General features: G+C 66.6%; 16 protein-coding genes and 1 tRNA gene. 6 read left to right on the top strand and 11 right to left on the bottom strand.

Annotated elements, in window-relative coordinates:
• Nucleotides 1-32: 32 nt before the first annotated feature.
• The 8 genes from BM109_RS05030 to BM109_RS04995 all read right to left on the bottom strand — a co-directional run bounded on the left by BM109_RS05030 (nt 33) and on the right by BM109_RS04995 (nt 8,437).
• Nucleotides 33-1,046: a hypothetical protein gene (locus BM109_RS05030; RefSeq protein ID WP_093341033.1), complete on the bottom strand. Its 1,014-nt coding sequence runs from the start codon at nt 1,044-1,046 to the stop codon at nt 33-35.
• 1 nt (nt 1,047) lies between these two features.
• Nucleotides 1,048-2,541, bottom strand: coding sequence for an MBOAT family O-acyltransferase (locus BM109_RS05025; protein ID WP_093341031.1), 1,494 nt, complete (start codon nt 2,539-2,541; stop codon nt 1,048-1,050).
• Between the two features lie 74 nt (nt 2,542-2,615).
• Entirely contained in the window at nt 2,616-3,224 is a 609-nt protein-coding gene (gene coaE, locus BM109_RS05020) for a dephospho-CoA kinase (protein WP_177239244.1), read from the bottom strand.
• 16 nt (nt 3,225-3,240) lie between these two features.
• Nucleotides 3,241-4,203, bottom strand: coding sequence for a prepilin peptidase (locus BM109_RS05015; RefSeq protein ID WP_093341029.1), 963 nt, complete (start codon nt 4,201-4,203; stop codon nt 3,241-3,243).
• Nucleotides 4,203-5,438, bottom strand: a complete 1,236-nt coding sequence (locus tag BM109_RS05010) for a type II secretion system F family protein (protein WP_093341028.1) — start codon at nt 5,436-5,438, stop codon at nt 4,203-4,205. Before BM109_RS05010 ends, BM109_RS05015 begins: the two co-directional genes overlap by 1 nt.
• Before the next feature lie 30 nt (nt 5,439-5,468).
• A complete protein-coding gene (gene pilB, locus BM109_RS05005) occupies nt 5,469-7,202 on the bottom strand; it encodes a type IV-A pilus assembly ATPase PilB (RefSeq protein ID WP_093341269.1) in 1,734 nt (577 codons plus the stop codon).
• Between the two features lie 121 nt (nt 7,203-7,323).
• Nucleotides 7,324-7,400: transfer RNA gene (locus tag BM109_RS05000), tRNA-Pro, on the bottom strand.
• Between the two features lie 44 nt (nt 7,401-7,444).
• On the bottom strand, nt 7,445-8,437 hold the full coding sequence (locus tag BM109_RS04995) for a polyprenyl synthetase family protein (RefSeq protein ID WP_093341026.1): 993 nt from the start codon (nt 8,435-8,437) through the stop codon (nt 7,445-7,447).
• A gap of 185 nt (nt 8,438-8,622) precedes the next feature.
• On the opposite strand from BM109_RS04995, the gene rplU reads away from it, so the two are divergent.
• From rplU to proB, 4 genes are all read left to right on the top strand, one after another.
• Nucleotides 8,623-8,934: a 50S ribosomal protein L21 gene (gene rplU / locus BM109_RS04990; RefSeq protein ID WP_057592097.1), complete on the top strand. Its 312-nt coding sequence runs from the start codon at nt 8,623-8,625 to the stop codon at nt 8,932-8,934.
• A gap of 12 nt (nt 8,935-8,946) precedes the next feature.
• On the top strand, nt 8,947-9,207 hold the full coding sequence (rpmA, locus tag BM109_RS04985) for a 50S ribosomal protein L27 (protein WP_057592096.1): 261 nt from the start codon (nt 8,947-8,949) through the stop codon (nt 9,205-9,207).
• Nucleotides 9,208-9,278: 71 nt separating this feature from the next.
• Nucleotides 9,279-10,355: an Obg family GTPase CgtA gene (gene cgtA / locus BM109_RS04980; RefSeq protein ID WP_093341025.1), complete on the top strand. Its 1,077-nt coding sequence runs from the start codon at nt 9,279-9,281 to the stop codon at nt 10,353-10,355.
• A 79-nt stretch (nt 10,356-10,434) separates the two neighbouring features.
• Nucleotides 10,435-11,574 (top strand): glutamate 5-kinase, encoded by a 1,140-nt coding sequence (gene proB, locus BM109_RS04975; RefSeq protein WP_093341023.1) that lies wholly within the window; start codon nt 10,435-10,437, stop codon nt 11,572-11,574.
• A 69-nt stretch (nt 11,575-11,643) separates the two neighbouring features.
• Here the strand turns inward: proB and BM109_RS04970 are convergent, their stop codons facing one another.
• Together BM109_RS04970 and BM109_RS04965 are read right to left on the bottom strand one after the other, a co-directional pair.
• Nucleotides 11,644-12,093 carry a CNP1-like family protein gene (locus BM109_RS04970; protein WP_256222354.1) on the bottom strand — a complete coding sequence of 150 codons (450 nt, stop codon included), beginning with the start codon at nt 12,091-12,093 and terminating at the stop codon, nt 11,644-11,646.
• A 91-nt stretch (nt 12,094-12,184) separates the two neighbouring features.
• On the bottom strand, nt 12,185-12,862 hold the full coding sequence (locus tag BM109_RS04965; RefSeq protein WP_093341020.1) for an RNA pyrophosphohydrolase: 678 nt from the start codon (nt 12,860-12,862) through the stop codon (nt 12,185-12,187).
• A 137-nt stretch (nt 12,863-12,999) separates the two neighbouring features.
• Between BM109_RS04965 and BM109_RS04960 the strand changes: the two genes are divergently transcribed.
• Nucleotides 13,000-14,745: a proline--tRNA ligase gene (locus tag BM109_RS04960; RefSeq protein WP_093341018.1), complete on the top strand. Its 1,746-nt coding sequence runs from the start codon at nt 13,000-13,002 to the stop codon at nt 14,743-14,745.
• The gene (locus BM109_RS04955) at nt 14,742-15,425 is read left to right on the top strand and encodes a lytic transglycosylase domain-containing protein (protein WP_093341017.1); all 684 of its coding nucleotides are present in this window, start codon (nt 14,742-14,744) and stop codon (nt 15,423-15,425) included. Before BM109_RS04960 ends, BM109_RS04955 begins: the two co-directional genes overlap by 4 nt.
• A 15-nt stretch (nt 15,426-15,440) precedes the next feature.
• On the opposite strand, the gene BM109_RS04950 is transcribed toward BM109_RS04955, so the two are convergent.
• Entirely contained in the window at nt 15,441-16,724 is a 1,284-nt protein-coding gene (locus tag BM109_RS04950; RefSeq protein ID WP_093341268.1) for a polyamine export protein PaeA, read from the bottom strand.
• Nucleotides 16,725-16,736: the final 12 nt, after the last annotated feature.

The following is a 16,736-nucleotide window of genomic DNA, read 5'->3' as shown; positions in this document are numbered from 1 at the left end:
GGGCTCGGTCTCCTGACGAGGCGATGATAGCCTCATGGCGTGCGTGACGGGGGCTCGGGCACGATCTTGCGCACCTCGCCGAGCATCAGCTCGCCGAGCGCGAGCTGGCCGTGCATCGACAGATGGGTGTCGTTGGGGAAGTAGAAGTCGCGGATCCGGGTCTTCTTTTCCTGCGTGAAGGCGAACAGGTCGGGGCCCAGGCCCGAGGACTTGAAGGCCTCGACGAAGGCCTTCGAGTGCGAGGGATCGATGTAGGTGGTGGTCTTGTTGGGGATCACCATCCAGAGCATCGGGAATGCGGTCTGCGACTTCGTGAAGGCCTGCATCGCGGCGACGTCCGCGGCCGGCAGCTCGCCGTTCTCGTCGTCCTCGCCGAAGAACAGGGCCTTGTTGCACAGGCGGTGACTGAACATTTCGCAACCATTGACCACCGTGCGGGCCTTGGTGCGGTCGGTGGAGACGGTGTCGGCCGTGGTCGCCTTGGCGGCGCGCGTGTACTTGAGCGTGTCCAGGCCCGAGGTGAGCTTGGCGCCCCAGTTGAGCGCGAAGCCGGGCACGTGCTCGAGCGGCACCGCGAAGGGCTCGGTGCGCGCGGCGAAGGGCCGCTTCATCGTCTCGCAGCTGCGCGTGTAGCGCATGCGCTCCTGCAGGATGCGCTCCACGCTCTCGACGATCACCAGCTTGCCCTTGAAGCCGGCGCGCGCGAGCCAGGCGTCGAAGTCGCCGCACAGGCGCTCGTCGAACTGCCCCCAGAAAGCCGTGGTGACCTTGTAGCCGGCCTTGACCAGCACCGACTGCCAGCGGTGCGTCATCGAGAAGCTGTCGCCGATCACGACGATGTCGGCCTGATCGAGCGGCACGGCGTGCAGGTACTCGGGCGCGACCTTCGGCGGCTCCTGGGTCCAGCCGAACTCGCGGTCGGACATCAGGCCGATGCGGCTCAGGTCGCCATAGGGAATGGGCGTCGCGAGCGTGAGCACCAGCAGCGACGAGATGACGAGGAATCCGGCCACGAAGATCCGCAGCCACAGTTTTGCGGGCGTCATGTCAGAACTGGAAGTAAAGGAACGGGCTGTAGGTACCGAGCTTCGAGATGCAGATGCCGAGCAGCGTCACGGTGAACAGCGCCATCGCGGCCGTGAACAGCTTGTTGAGCGCAGGCCGGCCGGCCAGCGCCGCGGCCTGCGGCACCCAGCGCTGCAGCGTGATGGTGGGCGGCAGCGCGAGGCAGATGATGATCGCCACCAGCATGGTCTGGAAGAACTCGGGCTTGCGGTAGGGCACCGCGAGGAACTCGCGGAATGCGGTGCCGGGCACGCCGTGCAGGCCCAGCATGCCGCGGTAGATGTCCATGGCGGCGTGCAGGCTCTCGGCGCGGAACATCACCCAGGCGATCATCACGCACAGGAAGGTCAGGAACCAGCCGAGGACGCGGCCGGCGATGCTCGGCGGGCCCTTGCGGCGGAAGGTGGTGGTCCAGATGTGGTTGATCATCAGGAAGATGCCGTGCAGCGCGCCCCAGATCACGAAGGTCCAGGCCGCGCCATGCCACAGGCCGCCGAGCACCATCGTGAGGAACAGGTTCACGTGGCGGCGCTTCGGGCCCTTGCGGTTGCCGCCCAGCGGGATGTAGAGGTAGTCGCGCAGGAAGGTCGACAGCGAGATGTGCCAGCGGCGCCAGAACTCGATGATGCTGGTCGACTTGTAGGGCGAGTTGAAGTTCAGCGGCAGCTGCACGCCCAGGCACAGCGACAGGCCGACCGCCATGTCGGAGTAGCCCGAGAAGTCGAAGTAGATCTGCAGCGTGTAGGCGAGCACGCCGAACCACGCGGTGTAGAGCGTGGGCTCGATGCCGTTGTGCACGCCGTTGAAGACCAGGTCGGCGTACTGGCCCATCGGGTCGGCGATCAGCAGCTTCTTGGCCAGGCCGAAGGTGAAGATGGCCAGCCCGAGCGCGATCTTGTTGGGGTCGGCGCGGTAGGTCGCCGGGTTGGCGAACTGCGGCATCATCTGCGCGTGGTGCAGCACCGGGCCCGCGATCAGGTGCGGGAAGTAGGTGACGAACAGCACGTAGTGGATGAAGCTGCGCTCGTGCACCTTGCCCTGCCAGCAGTCGACCAGGAAGGCGATCTGCGTGAAGGTGTAGAACGAGATGCCGATCGGCAGCACGATGTGCAGCAGCGGGATCGGCGCGAGGCCCGCGGCGCTCAGGCCGTCGTTGACGTTCGAGACGAAGAAATTGGCGTACTTGAACACCGCCAGCACCACGAGATTGACCGTGAGCGCCGTGATCAGCAAGGTCTTGCGCCGGCGGTCGTCGCGCCCCGGTGCCGGCGTCAGGCGCAGGCCGAACCAGTAGTTGACGCAGATCGAGGCCAGCAGCAGCGGCAGGGCCTGCACGCTCCACCAGCCATAGAAGAACAGCGAGGCCAGCGCAAGAAACCCGGCTGCGGCCCGGATGTTGCGTTTGCCGATCAGGAAGAACCCGAGCAGCACCAGCGGGAAATAGACAAAGATGAAGGAATACGAGTTGAACAGCATCTCGAGAGGAGGCGCTGCTGCGAGCGCCCTTTTGTCGTAATCGTGGTGCAGCCGCCGCTGCGGCTAACCGGTGATTATCGCGTGCTGGCCGAGGCCCACCGTTTCCAGAGACCCCGCACCTGCACGGCGAGTTCCTCCAGGGTCAGGCTTTCGTTGTCGATGACCGCGTCGGCCGCGGCCCGGCGCAGCGCCCGCGGGGCCTGCTGCGCGATCACAGAGCGCACCGCTTCGGGGGCCCAGCCCGAGCGCGCGACCACGCGTTGCAGCTGGGTTTCTTCGCTGGCGTCGACCACCAGCACGCGCTCGACCAGTGCGCGCCAGCGCCCCGATTCGACCAAGAGCGGGACGTCGAAGACGATGGTGGCATCGGGGCCGGCGGCCGCGGCTTCGCGCCGGGTTTCGGCACCGATCAGGGGATGGAGGATGCCTTCGAGCGCGCGCTTGGTCTCGGGGTCCTGGAACACGAGCTCGCGCATGCGGGCGCGGTCGAGGCCGCCGTCCGGCCGCAGCACCGCGGCGCCGAAGCGGGCCTCGAGCGCGGGCATCGCGATGCCGCCGGGCTCGGCGATGCGGCGTGCGATGGCATCGGTGTCGACCAGCACCGCGCCCTCGGCGACCAGCAGGCCCGCGACGGTGCTCTTGCCGCTGCCGATGCCGCCGGTGAGGCCGATGCGCCGGATCATGAGAGGGGCGTGGCCTTCAGTGCAGCCAGGGGCCGAGCGGGAAGGCGAAGGGCACCCATTGCTTGACGACACCGGGGCCGATGACGAGGCAGACGAGTCCGGCGCCCGCGAGGAAGGGGCCGAAGGCGATCGGAACGCCCTTGTCCAGCTTGCCGCTGAAGCGCATGCCCAGGCCGAGCACGGCGCCCACGATCGAGGAGATCAGGATGATCGCGATCAAGTAGTCTGCGCCGAGCCATGCACCCAGTGCTGCCAGCAGCTTGAGGTCGCCTTGGCCCATGCCTTCTTCCTTCATGACGAACAGGTAGCCATGGTAGACCAGCCAGAGGCTCAGGTAGCCGAACACCGCGCCCCAGACCGAGAGCTGCAGCGAGGTGCCGGTCCAGCCCGCGGCCGCGCCGATCAGGCCGAGCCACAGCAGCAGGTAGTTGAGCGAGTCGGGCAGGAACTGGGTGTCGAAGTCGATCAGGAACTGGCAGACCAGCAGCGCCGCGAAGGCGGCCCACAGCGCGCCCGTCGGCGTGAGGCCGAAGCGATGGCCGCAGAGCGCGAACAGCGCGGCGGTGGCCAGTTCGACCAGCGGATAGCGCGGGCTGATCCGGGTCTTGCAGGCGCCGCAACGGCCGCGCAATGCGAGGTAGCTCAGCACCGGGATGTTCTCGTACCAGCGGATCTCGTGGCCGCAGCTGCCGCAGCGCGAGCCGGGCCGCATGAGGTCGAAGCGCGGCAGCTTCTCGAGTTCGACCGCGGCCTTGTCGGCTGCGGCTTCGAGGCCGGCCGGGGGCTGCGCCTTGGGGCCGAAGACCAGCGACCAGAGCGAGGGCATGTCCTTGACGCTCATGAGGTTCGCGACCGCGTCGTTCAACCAGTCGCGGTACATCATGACCGGCGTGCGGTAGATCACCACGTTGAGGAAGCTGCCGATCAACAGACCGAGGACGCCGGCGAGCGCGGCGTCGAATCCCTGCGACACCAGCATCAGACGACCTGGCCGAGCTTGAAGATGGGCAGGTACATCGAGACCACGATGCCGCCGATGATCACGCCGAGGAAGACGATGATGATCGGCTCCATCAGGCTCGAGAGGCCGGCGACCATGTCGTCGACCTCGGACTCGTAGAAGTCGGCGGCCTTGCCGAGCATGTGGTCGATGGAACCCGATTCCTCGCCGATGGCGGTCATCTGGATCACCATCGAAGGGAACAGGTTGACGTTGGTCATCGCGTTCGTGAGGCTGGTGCCGGTCGACACCTCCTGCTGGATCTTGGCCGTGGCGTCACCGTAGACGGTGTTGCCCGAAGCGCCGCCGACCGAGTCGAGCGCCTCGACCAGCGGCACGCCCGCGGCGAACATGGTGGCCAGCGTGCGCGTCCAGCGCGCGACGCAGGACTTCTCGATCAGCGCGCCGAAGATCGGCACCCGCAGCAGCAGGCGGTCCATGACCCGCTGCACGCGCTCGTTGCGCTTCCAGGCCTGGAAGAAGAAATAGAGGCCGCCGCCGATCACGCCGAAGATCAGCCACCAGTACGCCACGAAGAACTCACTGACCGCCATCACGAACAGCGTGGGGGCGGGCAGGTCGGCGCCGAAGGAGGTGAACACCTGCTTGAAGGCCGGGATCACGAAGATCATGATGATCGCCACCACCACGAAGGCCACCACGACCACCGAGGTCGGGTACATCAGCGCCGACTTGATCTTCGACTTGATCGCCTCGGTCTTCTCCATGTAGGTCGCCAAGCGGTCGAGCAGGTCTTCGAGGATACCGGCCGCTTCGCCGGCCTCGACCAGGTTGCAGTAGAGGTTGTCGAAGTACTTCGGGAACTTGCGGAAGGCCGACGACAGCGAGGTGCCGGTCTCGACGTCGCTGCGGATCTCGTTGAGCAGCTTGGCGACGCTGGGGTTGGCGTTGCCGCGGCCCACGATGTCGAAGGACTGCAGGAGCGGCACGCCGGCCTTCATCATGGTCGCGAGCTGGCGCGTGAAGATCGCGATGTCCTTGGGCTTGATGCTCTTGCCCGAACGGGTGCGGCGCTTCTTGATCTTGCTGGCGAGCACGCCCTGGCGCCGCAGCGCGGCCTGCACCTGGTTCTCGCCGGCGGCACGCAGTTCACCGCGCACCAGCTTGCCGTTGCGATCCTTGCCTTCCCACTCGAAGACGAATTCCTTGACGTCGCGCCGTTGCCGGCTTGCCGTCGATGCTGCTGTGGCCATTCGGTTCGATCTCCGCTTCCAGTGTGTTCGTTATAGGTTGGTGACCGCCACCACTTCCTCGAGCGAGGTCAGGCCCTGCATCACCTTTCGCAGGCCCGACCGGCGCAGCGAGCGCACGCCTTCGGCTTCCGATTGCTGCGCGATGTCGAGCGCGCTGCCGTCGCGCAGGATGATTTCCTGGATCGCTTCGGAGATCGGCATCACCTGGTAGATGCCCACGCGGCCCTTGTAGCCACCGCTGCAGGCCGCGCAGCCCACGGGCCGGTAGGGCTTCCAGCTGCTGTCGATCTCGTCGTCCTGGAAGCCCGCTTCGAGCAGGGCTTCGCGCGGGATGTCCACGGGCGCGCGGCAGGCCATGCACAGCCGCCGCGCGAGCCGCTGGGCGGTGATCAGGATCACGCTCGACGCGATGTTGAAGGGCGCGATGCCCATGTTGCGCATCCGCGTGAGGGTGGTGGGGGCGTCGTTGGTGTGCAGCGTCGACAGTACCAGGTGGCCCGTCTGGGCGGCCTTGATCGAGATGTCGGCGGTTTCGATGTCGCGGATTTCGCCGACCATGATGATGTCGGGATCCTGACGCAGGAAGGCCCGCAGCGCGGCCGCGAAGGTGAGGCCGGCCTTCTCGTTCACGTTGACCTGGTTGACGCCCGGCAGGTTGATTTCCGACGGGTCTTCGGCGGTCGCGATGTTCACGCCCGGCTGGTTCAACAGGTTGAGGCAGGTGTAGAGCGACACCGTCTTGCCCGAGCCGGTCGGCCCGGTGACCAGCACCATGCCGTAGGGCCGGCTGATGGCGTGCAGCAGGCGTTCCTTCTCGTCGGCGTCGTAGCCCAGCGCATCGATGCCCATGCGCGCGCTGCTGGGGTCGAGGATCCGGACCACGATCTTCTCGCCGAACAGCGTGGGCAGCGTGCTCACGCGGAAGTCGATCACCCGGTCGGGACCGATCTTGAGCTTCATGCGCCCGTCCTGGGGCACGCGCTTCTCGGAGATGTCGAGCCGCGAGATGACCTTGATGCGCGAGGCCAGCTTGTCCTTGATCACGGTGGGCGGGCTCGCCACCTCGCGCAGTTCGCCGTCGACCCGGAAGCGTACGCGGTAGTGGTGCTCGTAGGGCTCGAAGTGGATGTCCGAAGCGCGCATGCTGACCGCGTCGAGCAGCATCTTGTGCAGGAAGCGCACGACCGGCGCGTCTTCGACCTCGGCGATGGCCTGCTCGTTGGCGTCGCCCGCGGTGTCGGCGCTGACGTCGTCGAACTCGAACTCGGTGCCGACGATGCTGTTGATGGTTTCGGCCGCGCTGGCCGCGGCGGCCTCGACCATGCGCGACAGCTTGTCGTACTCGGCGATGACCCAGTCCACGCCCATCTGGGAGGCGAACTTGATCTTCTCGGCAGCCTGCTGGTCGGACGGATCGGCCGTGGCGACGATCAGGCGGTTGTTGCGCTTGCTGAGGACGACGATGCGGTAGGCCTGGCAGAGCTTGGGATCGAGCAGATCCTTCGGCAAGCGCTGGTGGTCGATGGCGTCGAGGTCGAGCAGCGGAGCGCCGAAGGCATTCGAAAGCGTGTGGGCGAGGTCGGCGGCCGAGACGGCACCGGTGCCCGTGAGCTCGGCGATGAAGCTGGAGCGGCTGCTCAGCGACTTCTGATAGAGATCTTCCGCGGTTTTCGCGGGCAGCTTGCCGGCCGAGACCAGCGCGCGTGCAAGCCCTGGCAAGGCGACTTGCGGGTTTTCTTTAACGGGAAGTTCGGCTGCAGCCATCAGCGAATGCAAGAGATGTGAGAAATTGCTTCACGATCATCGCCGAACACTCCTGTGCTGTAAATCGCTGTACAGCAACAGAAAATGGCATTCTGATGGTTTATGCCAGTCTCGAAAAGACTGGTCGGGGTGAGAGGATTCGAACCTCCGGCCTCTACGTCCCGAACGTAGCGCTCTACCAGGCTAAGCTACACCCCGATGGTGCGAAAAGTCAGTCGTCCTTGGCCAACTCGTTAGAGGTGTCAGGCACGCCGCTCAAGCAGCTGAGCCGCTAATTGTAGCAAACCTGAAGCGTGCGAATTCGTCGCGAAGCCGTCGAGCGCAGAAATTGCGCGTTGTGCCTCCGCCGCGGCCGCCGCGCGCGATGCATCCAGGGCACCGGTTTCGCGCACGATCTCGACGATCTTGCCCAGTTGGGCAGTGTCGCCCGCCTCGATGGCGGCGCGCACCAGCGCGCTCTGGGCCGCGGTACCGCGCTGCATCGCGAAGATCAGCGGCAGCGTGGTCTTGCCTTCGCGCAGGTCGTCGCCGAGGTTCTTGCCGGTCTCGCTGGCGTCGCCCGCGTAGTCGAGCACGTCGTCGATCACCTGGAAGGCCGTGCCCAGTGCCTGCCCGTAGGTGGCGCAGGCCTCCTCGACTGCGGGCGTCACGCCTGCCAGGACTGCGGCCAGGCGCGTGCTGGCTTCGAACAGCTTGGCGGTCTTGGAGCGGATGACGCGCAGGTAAGCCGACTCGTCGAGCGAGGCGTCGTGCATGTTCATCAGCTGCAGCACCTCGCCTTCTGCGATCACGTTGGTCGCTTCGGCCAGGATCTGCATCACGCGCATGTTGTTGGCATCCAACATCATCTGGAAGGCGCGCGAATAAAGGAAGTCGCCGACCAGCACGCTGGCGGGATTTCCGAAGGATTCGTTGGCGGTCGGCCGCCCGCGGCGCAGCGTCGACTCGTCGACCACGTCATCGTGCAGCAGCGTGGCGGTGTGGATGAACTCCACCACGGCCGCGAGATTGAAGCGCTGTTCGCCGGTGTAGCCGAGCGCGCCGGCCATCAGCAGCAGCAGCGCCGGCCGCAGGCGCTTGCCGCCCGCGGAGATGATGTACTTCGAGACTTGGCTGACCAGCGGTACCCCGGTGTCGAGGCGGTTGGAGATCACGCGGTCGACTTCGACCATGTCACCGGCGATCAGGCCGAGGACTGCGGCGGTGGGGGAGGTGTCGGCGGCGGGAACTGACAAAGCGTGGGCGCTGAGCGCTGCTGAATACAGGGATGGCGCAAGACGCCGGAAGGCGCCGATTATAGGGAGCGGGAAGCGGCCACCGGCCTCGGCCGGGTGCCCGGCCATGTGAGCATGCGCAAACCGTGCTATAGTCTTGGGCTCTGCGGAATTCGCCGCGGAGACTCAATTCCTAAGAGGTTCACATGTACGCGGTCATAAAAACCGGTGGCAAGCAGTATCGCGTTGCTTCCGGCGAGAAAATCAAAGTAGAACAGATTGCTGCGGACGTTGGCCAGGAAATCGTGATCGACCAGGTTCTGGCCGTCGGAAACGGCGCTGAAATCAAGGTTGGCACGCCCCTGGTGTCCGGTGCAACGGTGACGGTCACGGTGCTGTCGCACGGCAAGCACGACAAGGTTCGCATCTTCAAGATGCGCCGTCGCAAGCACTATCAGAAACGTCAAGGCCATCGCCAGCAGTTCACCGAGCTGCAAATCGGCGCGATCGCCGGTTAAGGAGCAGACTCCATGGCACAGAAAAAAGGCGGCGGCTCCACGCGAAACGGGCGCGATTCCAAGCCCAAGATGCTCGGCGTGAAGGCCTTCGGCGGCCAACTGATCAGCGCCGGCTCGATCATCGTGCGCCAGCGCGGTACCCAGTTCCACCCCGGCGTGAACGTCGGCGTGGGCAAGGACCACACGCTGTTCGCCCTCGTCGACGGCCACGTGTCGTTCGGCTTCAAGGGTGCGCTCAACAAGCACATGGTCAATGTGACGCCGGCGGCCTGAGCCTCCAGCCACTTCGACTGTCTCGGAGCCCCGCTTTGCCGGGGCTTCTTCATTTGTAAACTGGACATCCCATGAAGTTCGTCGACGAAGCCTTCATCGACATCGCCGCCGGCGATGGCGGCAACGGCTGCGTGTCGTTCCGCCATGAGAAGTACAAGGAATTCGGCGGCCCCAATGGCGGCGACGGCGGGCGCGGCGGCCATGTGTTCGCCGTGGCCGACTCGAACCTCAACACGCTGGTGGATTTCCGCTATTCGCGTCGGCACGAAGCCAAGCGTGGCGAGCACGGCATGGGCTCCGACATGTTCGGCGCCGCGGGCGACGACATCACGCTGAAGATGCCGGTCGGCACGATCATCACCGACGCCGAAACCGGCGAAGTGCTCTACGAATTGCTCACGCCCGGCGAGGTCATCACCATCGCCAAGGGCGGCGACGGCGGCTTCGGCAACCTGCGCTTCAAGAGCGCCATCAACCGCGCGCCGCGCCAGAAGACGCCCGGCTGGCCCGGCGAGCGCAAGAGCCTCAAGCTCGAGCTCAAGGTGCTGGCCGACGTGGGCCTGCTGGGCATGCCGAACGCCGGCAAGTCGACCTTGATCAGCGCGATCTCGAACGCGCGCCCGCGCATCGCCGACTATCCGTTCACCACCCTGCACCCCAACCTCGGCGTGGTGCGCGTCGGCCCCGAACAGAGCTTCGTGGTGGCCGACCTGCCCGGCCTGATCGAGGGCGCTTCCGACGGCGCCGGCCTCGGCCACCTGTTCCTGCGTCACCTGCAGCGCACCCGGCTGCTGCTGCACGTGATCGACCTCGCGCCTTTCGACGAGACCGTCGACCCGGTCGCGCAGGCCAAGGCGATCGTGGGCGAACTCAAGAAGTACGACGCGCAGCTCTACGAGAAGCCGCGCTGGCTGGTGCTCAACAAGCTGGACATGATCCCCGAGGAAGAGCGCGCCGCGCGCGTGAAGGACTTCGTGAAGCGCCTGCGCTTCAAGGGCCCGGTGTTCGAGATCTCGGCGCTCACGCGCGAAGGCTGCGAGCCACTCGTGCACGCGATCTACCGCCAGGTCAAGGCTCAGCAGGTGGCCGAGCAGCCGCCGGCCGAGATCGATCCGCGCTTCGTCGAACTGCCGCCCGAAAAGCCTTGAGCGAGGGCCTTCGGCCCGCTCTGCAATGCTATTGATTAAATAGCATAATCGTCAGTCTTCACGCCAGCTACAGCCTTCCATGACCTCGAATACCGGATCCACAGCCCTGCGGGACGCCCGCCGCATCGTCGTCAAGGTGGGCTCAAGCCTCGTGACGAACGAGGGCCGCGGCCTCGACGAGGGCGCCATCGGCGAGTGGTGCCGGCAGCTCGCCGCGCTGGTTCGCGACGGGCGCGAGGTGGTGATGGTCTCGAGCGGCGCCATCGCCGAGGGCATGAAGCGCCTCGGCTGGAAGACCCGGCCGCACGAGGTGCACGAGCTCCAGGCCGCGGCAGCCGTCGGCCAGATGGGCCTGGCCCAGATGTACGAGACCAAGCTGCGCGAGAACCGCATCGGCAGCGCGCAGGTGCTGCTCACGCACGCTGACCTGGCCGACCGCGAGCGCTACCTCAATGCCCGTTCGACCCTGGTGACGCTGCTGCGCCTGGGCGTGGTGCCGGTCATCAACGAGAACGACACCGTGGTCAACGACGAGATCAAGTTCGGCGACAACGACACGCTCGGCGCGCTGGTCGCCAATCTCGTCGAGGCCGATGCGCTGGTGATCCTCACCGACCAGCGCGGCCTCTATTCGGCCGATCCGCGCAAGGACCCCGACGCGAAGTTCATCCACGAGGCCGCCGCGGGCGACCCGGCGCTCGAGGCCATGGCCGGTGGCGCGGGCTCGAGCATCGGCAAGGGCGGGATGATCACCAAGATCCTCGCGGCCAAGCGCGCGGCCGGCTCGGGTGCCTCCACCGTGATCGCCTGGGGCCGCGAGCCCGATGCGCTGCTGCGCCTTGCGCAAGGCGACGCCATCGGCACACTGCTGGTGGCGCAGACCGCGAAGCACCAGGCGCGCAAGCGCTGGATGGCCGACCATCTGCAACTGCGTGGCGCCGTGATCGTCGATGCCGGCGCGGCTGCCAAGGTGCGTGCCGAGGGCAAGAGCCTGCTGCCGATCGGCATGACGGGCGTGTCGGGCGAGTTCTCGCGCGGCGATGTGATCGCGGTGCGCGATGCCGAGGGCATCGAGCTGGCGCGCGGCCTCGCCAACTACTCGAGCGTCGAGGCGCGGCTGCTGTGCCGCAAGCCCTCGGCCGAGTTCGAGCGGCTGCTGGGCTACGCGGCCGAGCCGGAGATGGTGCACCGGGACAACATGGTGCTCATGCCGGTCTGAGCCTCGTCTCGACCGCGCCAAAGAAAAAGGCCCCGATCGGGGCCTTTGCTCATCGTGCCGGCGTGCCGCTCACTGCACTTCGCGCACAGGGTTGCGGATGTACTGGACGATCTCGCTGGCCGTCGAGCGCGGCGCGCTGTCGCGGCACAGGCCCTGGGTCGCGATGGCCCAGGTGTAGCGCGAGTTGAGGTCGGTGATGCGCTTCCACTCGGGCGCCTTGGCCAGCTCCCAGGCATTGCCGCTGTAGCGCGCATAGCTCTTCATCTCGCCGGTCTTGCAGCGCACGCCGTCGTAGAAGGCGTTGACCGTGCCGCCCGCCTTGCTGCTCGCCACCACCACGTAGCGCACGATGCCGTCGGGCGTGATCGTGATGGTCTTCGGATCGATGCCGAACTTCAGCGTCATGTAGGGCGGCATCTCGATCGGCACCAGGCTGTTCTGGTCGAAGGCCGGTGGCGGCGGTGCCGCCGACTCCTGCCACTCGGCGTCGGACTGCGTCGTCTTGGGCGGGGGCGGCATGCCGCTTTGCGCCCAGTCGGGGTTGTCGGTGTCGTGCTTGGCCGAGCCGCAGGCCGCCAGCAGCAGGGCACTGGCGAGAACGAGCGCCGGGCTAGCGCGGCGTGGGAGGTTGCGCAGCGGATGCGGACGGAAAGACGGGTCCGTCGGAAGAGTCGGTCGCAGATTTGACATTGGGATCCGGGTCGAAGCTCGCGCCCGGAGGCAGTTCGAAGTTGGCGTCGTGGCCGCCTGCGGAGGGATGGCGCTCGAACTCTCGGGCGCGCACGTTGCTGCGCAGGAAGCGGTTGCGGAAATCCTGCCGTGGCAGGTAGCGAGCAAGCTCGGTGAGCGCCATCTCGTAGACGCCCCGTTTGAATTCGACGACGACGTCGAGCGGCACCCAGTAGTCGTGCCAGCGCCAGGCGTCGAATTCGGGATGGTCCGTGGCACGCAGGTTGAGATCCCAGTCGTGGCCGACCAGTTGCAGCAGATACCAGATTTGTTTCTGGCCCTTGTAGTGACCTCGTGCGTCTCGTCGGATGAACCGATCCGGCACCTCGTAGCGCAACCAGTCGCGGGTACGGGCCACGATACGCACGTGCTCCGGATGGAGACCCACTTCCTCATGCAATTCCCGGAACATGGCTTGCTCGGGACTTTCGCCGCGGTCGATGCCGCCTTGCGGAAACTGCCAGGAATGCGTGCGGATGCGTTTGCCCCAAAAAACCTGGTTTTTCTGGTTGAGCAGGATGATGCCGACGTTGGGCCTGAAGCCGTCCCGGTCGAGCATAATCAAACCCCAATTTTTGAACTGAGTCGATTATGCATGCCGGGTTGCACTCGGCAAGCGACCGGTTCCGGGCTCTCAGGGTCTCTACGGGGGCCGTCGTCCGTCTCGTTTCACTCCGAACCAGCACCGCATTTCCGATGAAAGCATCCCGTTTCTTCGTCTCCACCCTCAAGGAAGCGCCGGCCGATGCCGAGGTGGCGAGCCACCGTCTCATGATGCGCGCGGGCATGATCAAGAAGGTCGGCACCGGCATCTACACGTACATGCCCATGGGCCTGCGCGTCATCCGCAAGGTCGAGGCGATCGTGCGCGAGGAGATGAACCGCGCCGGCGCGGTCGAGCTGACGATGCCGGTGGTGCAGCCCGCCGAGCTCTGGCAGGAGTCGGGCCGCTTCGACAAGATGGGCCCCGAGCTGCTGCGCATCAAGGACCGCCATGACCGCGACTTCGTGGTGCAGCCCACCAGCGAAGAGGTGGTGACCGACATCGCGCGCCAGGAGATCCGCAGCTACAAGCAGCTGCCGAAGAACTTCTACCAGATCCAGACCAAGTTCCGCGACGAGCGCCGTCCGCGCTTCGGCCTGATGCGCGGGCGCGAATTCATCATGAAGGACGCCTACAGCTTCGACCGCGACCTCGACGCGGCCAAGGCCAGCTACCAGGCGATGGCGCAGGCCTACCGCAACATCTTCGACCGCTTCGGCCTGCGCTACCGTGCCGTGGCGGCCGACAGCGGCGCCATCGGCGGCGACCTCAGCGAGGAATTCCAGGTCATCGCCGCCACCGGCGAGGACGCGATCGTCTACTGCCCCGACAGCGACTACGCGGCCAACATGGAAAAGGCCGAGGCGCTGGCTCCGGCCGGCCCGCGTCCCGCCGCCGCCAACGCGCTCGAGAAGACGCCCACGCCCGGCAAGAGCACCTGCGAGGACGTCGCCGTGCTGCTCGGCGTGCCGCTCGCCACCACCGTGAAGTCGCTGGTGCTGGCCACCGACATCGTCGACGACGCCGGCAACATCAAGGGCTCGCAGGTCTGGCTGCTGCTGCTGCGCGGCGACCACGAAATGAACGAGATCAAGGTCGCCAAGCTGCCCGGCCTCGACAAGGGCTTCCGCTTCGCGACCCTGGCCGAGATCGATGCGCACTTCGGCTGCAAGCCAGGCTACCTCGGCCCGCTGAACCTCAAGAAGCCGGTGAAGCTGGTGGCCGACCGCGAAGTCGCGCTGATGGCCGACTGGATCACGGGCGCCAACGAGGTCGACTTCCACATGACCGGCGTCAACTGGGGCCGCGACCTGCCCGAGCCCGAGCTGGTGGCCGACCTGCGCAACGTGGTCGCGGGCGATGCCTCGCCCGATGGCAAGGGCGTGCTGGCGATCGAGCGCGGCATCGAGGTGGGCCATGTCTTCGTGCTGGGCACCAAGTACAGCAAGGCCATGAACGCCACCTTCCTCGACGAGGCCGGCAAGCCGCAGTTCCTCGAGATGGGCTGCTACGGCATCGGCGTCACGCGGCTGCCGGCGGCCGCCATCGAGCAGAACCACGACGAGCGCGGGATCATCTGGCCCGACGCGATCGCACCGTTCACCGTGGTGGTGTGCCCGATCGGCATGGACCGCAGCGCCGAGGTCAAGACCGCGGCCGAGGCGCTCTACGAGGCGCTGCTCGCCAAGGGCGTCGACGTGCTGCTCGACGACCGCGGCGAGCGCCCGGGCGCGATGTTCGCCGACTGGGAACTGATCGGCGTGCCGCACCGCGTGGTGATCTCCGACCGCGGCCTCAAGGAAGGCCAGCTCGAATACCAGCATCGCCGCGACACCGCCGCGACCAAGGTGTCGGCCGCCGGCATCGCGGACTTCATCGCGGGCAAGCTCGCGGCATGAGCCTGTCGGGCGGCTTCTCCCGGCGCCATTGCATCGGCGCCGCGGCGGGCGCCCTCGCGGCGCTGTCGCTGCCGCGCCCCGCACTGGCCGGCGCGCAGATCGAGGAGCCGCTGATCGACTCGGTGCGCACCGCGCTGAGCTCGGCCATCCACAACAAGGCACCGCCGGTGCCGCAGTTCGCGAACACCGAGGCGCGCCTGGCCTACCTGCGCTGGCTCGGCGAGATGAGCGAACGGCTCAAGAAGAAGGTCGCCGATGCGCCCTCGCGCATCGAGTTCCTGCAGACGGTCTGGTACGAGGCCAAGCGCTCGGGGCTCGACGTGAGCCTGGTGCTCGGGCTGATCCAGGTCGAGAGCAACTTCCGCAAGTTCGCCGTCTCGAGCGCGGGCGCGCGCGGCTACATGCAGGTCATGCCGTTCTGGACCCGCGTGATCGGCGACAGCGATCCGGCCAAGCTGTTCCACATGCAGACCAACCTGCGCTTCGGCTGCGTGATCCTGCGCCACTACCTCGACCGCGAGAGCGGCGACCTGTTCATGACGCTGGGCCGCTACAACGGCAGCCGCGGCAAGGCGCCGTATCCGAACGCGGTGTTCTCGAACCAGCGGCTGTGGGCCTGGGCCGACCGCGAGCGCGAGATCGAGCGCAAGGAACAGGACAAGGCCCGTTCCGCGGCCTGACTGGAATTCCGGCGATCAGGTCTTGGTGACCATCACCTGGTCGATCCGGTAGCTGTCGACGTCCATCACCTCGAAGGTATAGCCCGCCCAGCTCACGCTGTCGGTGCGCTTGGGAACGCGGCGCAGCATCACCATCAGGAAACCCGCGAGCGTCTCGTACTCGTCGGCATGCGGCAGTTCGTCGATGTGCAGCGCACGCTGCACGTCCTGGATCGGCGTGATGCCGTCGATCAGCCAGGAGTTCTCGTCGCGGCGCACGATCTGCTCCTCGTCGGGCGTGGACACGAGGTCGCCCATCACCGTGCTCATCACGTCGTTGAGCGTGATCACGCCCACCACCAGGCTGTACTCGTTGACGATGATCGCGAAGTCCTCATGGGCCTGCTGGAACTGCTCGAGCACTTCGGTCAGCGACAGCCGGTCGGGAATCACCAGCGCCTTGTGCAGCGGCAGCCCCTGGTCGAAGGCCAGCGGCTGGCCGCTGAGCACGCGCTGGAACATGTCCTTGGCATCGACGTAGCCCAGCACGTGGTCGATGTCGCCGTCGCACACCGGGTAGGCCGAGAAGGGCTCGGCCACGATGCGCGCGCGCAGCACCGATTCGGGGTCGTCGTGCAGGAACCAGGCGATGCTGTCGCGCGCGGTCATCACGCTGCTCACGAGCCGCGTCTCGAGTTCGAACACGTTGGCGATCACCTGCTGCTCGCGCACCGCGAGCACCCCGGCGCGCGCGCCGGCCTCGGTCATCGCGAGGATGTCGGCCGAGGTGATCTTGTCGTCGCGCGCCATCGGCATGCCCAGCAGCTTGAACAGCAGGTCGGTGCAGGCGGTGAACAGCCACACCAGCGGCTTGAAGGTGGTGATCAGCAGCTGCATCGGCTTGGCGATGCGCACCGCCAGGCGCTCGGGGTCGTTCATGCCCAGCCGCTTGGGGAACAGGTCGGCGAACACCAGGAACACCGCGATGATGGTCACGAAGGAGCACAGGAAGCCCGCGCTCTGCGCGCCCTCGGGGCCGAGCCAGCCGGTGAACAGGCGCGCGAAGTAGGGGCTCAGCGCGCCTTCGCCGACCACGCCGCCGAGGATCGCGACCGCATTGAGGCCGATCTGCACCACGGTGAAGTAGTAGCCCGGCTGCTCCTGGATGCGCAGCACGAGGTCGGCGCGTGCGTCGCCGTCGTCGGCCATCTGGCGCAGGCGCAGGCGGCGCGAGGCGGCCAGCGCGATCTCGGCGAGGGAGAAGAAGGCGCTCAGCGCGATCAGGAGCGCGATGACGAGCAGGCTTTGGGTCAGGGTCATGGTGGTCACCAA

The organism is Variovorax sp. PDC80 (genome assembly GCF_900115375.1).
Lineage (GTDB): Bacteria > Pseudomonadota > Gammaproteobacteria > Burkholderiales > Burkholderiaceae_C > Variovorax.
This window is presented reverse-complemented; position numbering and strand designations above follow the sequence as displayed.

What these genes read in the sequence shown, in the direction of transcription:
- rplU (WP_057592097.1), top strand. Translation starts at nt 8,623, where the DNA reads ATGTACGCGGTCATAAAAACCGGTGGCAAGCAGTATCGCGTTGCTTCC.
- BM109_RS04970 (WP_256222354.1), bottom strand. Translation starts at nt 12,093, where the DNA reads ATGCCGCCCCCGCCCAAGACGACGCAGTCCGACGCCGAGTGGCAGGAG.
- coaE (WP_177239244.1), bottom strand. Translation starts at nt 3,224, where the DNA reads ATGATCCGGCGCATCGGCCTCACCGGCGGCATCGGCAGCGGCAAGAGC.
- BM109_RS04960 (WP_093341018.1), top strand. Translation starts at nt 13,000, where the DNA reads ATGAAAGCATCCCGTTTCTTCGTCTCCACCCTCAAGGAAGCGCCGGCC.
- BM109_RS05015 (WP_093341029.1), bottom strand. Translation starts at nt 4,203, where the DNA reads ATGCTGGTGTCGCAGGGATTCGACGCCGCGCTCGCCGGCGTCCTCGGT.
- BM109_RS05010 (WP_093341028.1), bottom strand. Translation starts at nt 5,438, where the DNA reads ATGGCCACAGCAGCATCGACGGCAAGCCGGCAACGGCGCGACGTCAAG.
- BM109_RS05025 (WP_093341031.1), bottom strand. Translation starts at nt 2,541, where the DNA reads ATGCTGTTCAACTCGTATTCCTTCATCTTTGTCTATTTCCCGCTGGTG.
- proB (WP_093341023.1), top strand. Translation starts at nt 10,435, where the DNA reads ATGACCTCGAATACCGGATCCACAGCCCTGCGGGACGCCCGCCGCATC.
- BM109_RS04965 (WP_093341020.1), bottom strand. Translation starts at nt 12,862, where the DNA reads ATGCTCGACCGGGACGGCTTCAGGCCCAACGTCGGCATCATCCTGCTC.
- pilB (WP_093341269.1), bottom strand. Translation starts at nt 7,202, where the DNA reads ATGGCTGCAGCCGAACTTCCCGTTAAAGAAAACCCGCAAGTCGCCTTG.
- cgtA (WP_093341025.1), top strand. Translation starts at nt 9,279, where the DNA reads ATGAAGTTCGTCGACGAAGCCTTCATCGACATCGCCGCCGGCGATGGC.
- BM109_RS04955 (WP_093341017.1), top strand. Translation starts at nt 14,742, where the DNA reads ATGAGCCTGTCGGGCGGCTTCTCCCGGCGCCATTGCATCGGCGCCGCG.
- BM109_RS05030 (WP_093341033.1), bottom strand. Translation starts at nt 1,046, where the DNA reads ATGACGCCCGCAAAACTGTGGCTGCGGATCTTCGTGGCCGGATTCCTC.
- rpmA (WP_057592096.1), top strand. Translation starts at nt 8,947, where the DNA reads ATGGCACAGAAAAAAGGCGGCGGCTCCACGCGAAACGGGCGCGATTCC.
- BM109_RS04950 (WP_093341268.1), bottom strand. Translation starts at nt 16,724, where the DNA reads ATGACCCTGACCCAAAGCCTGCTCGTCATCGCGCTCCTGATCGCGCTG.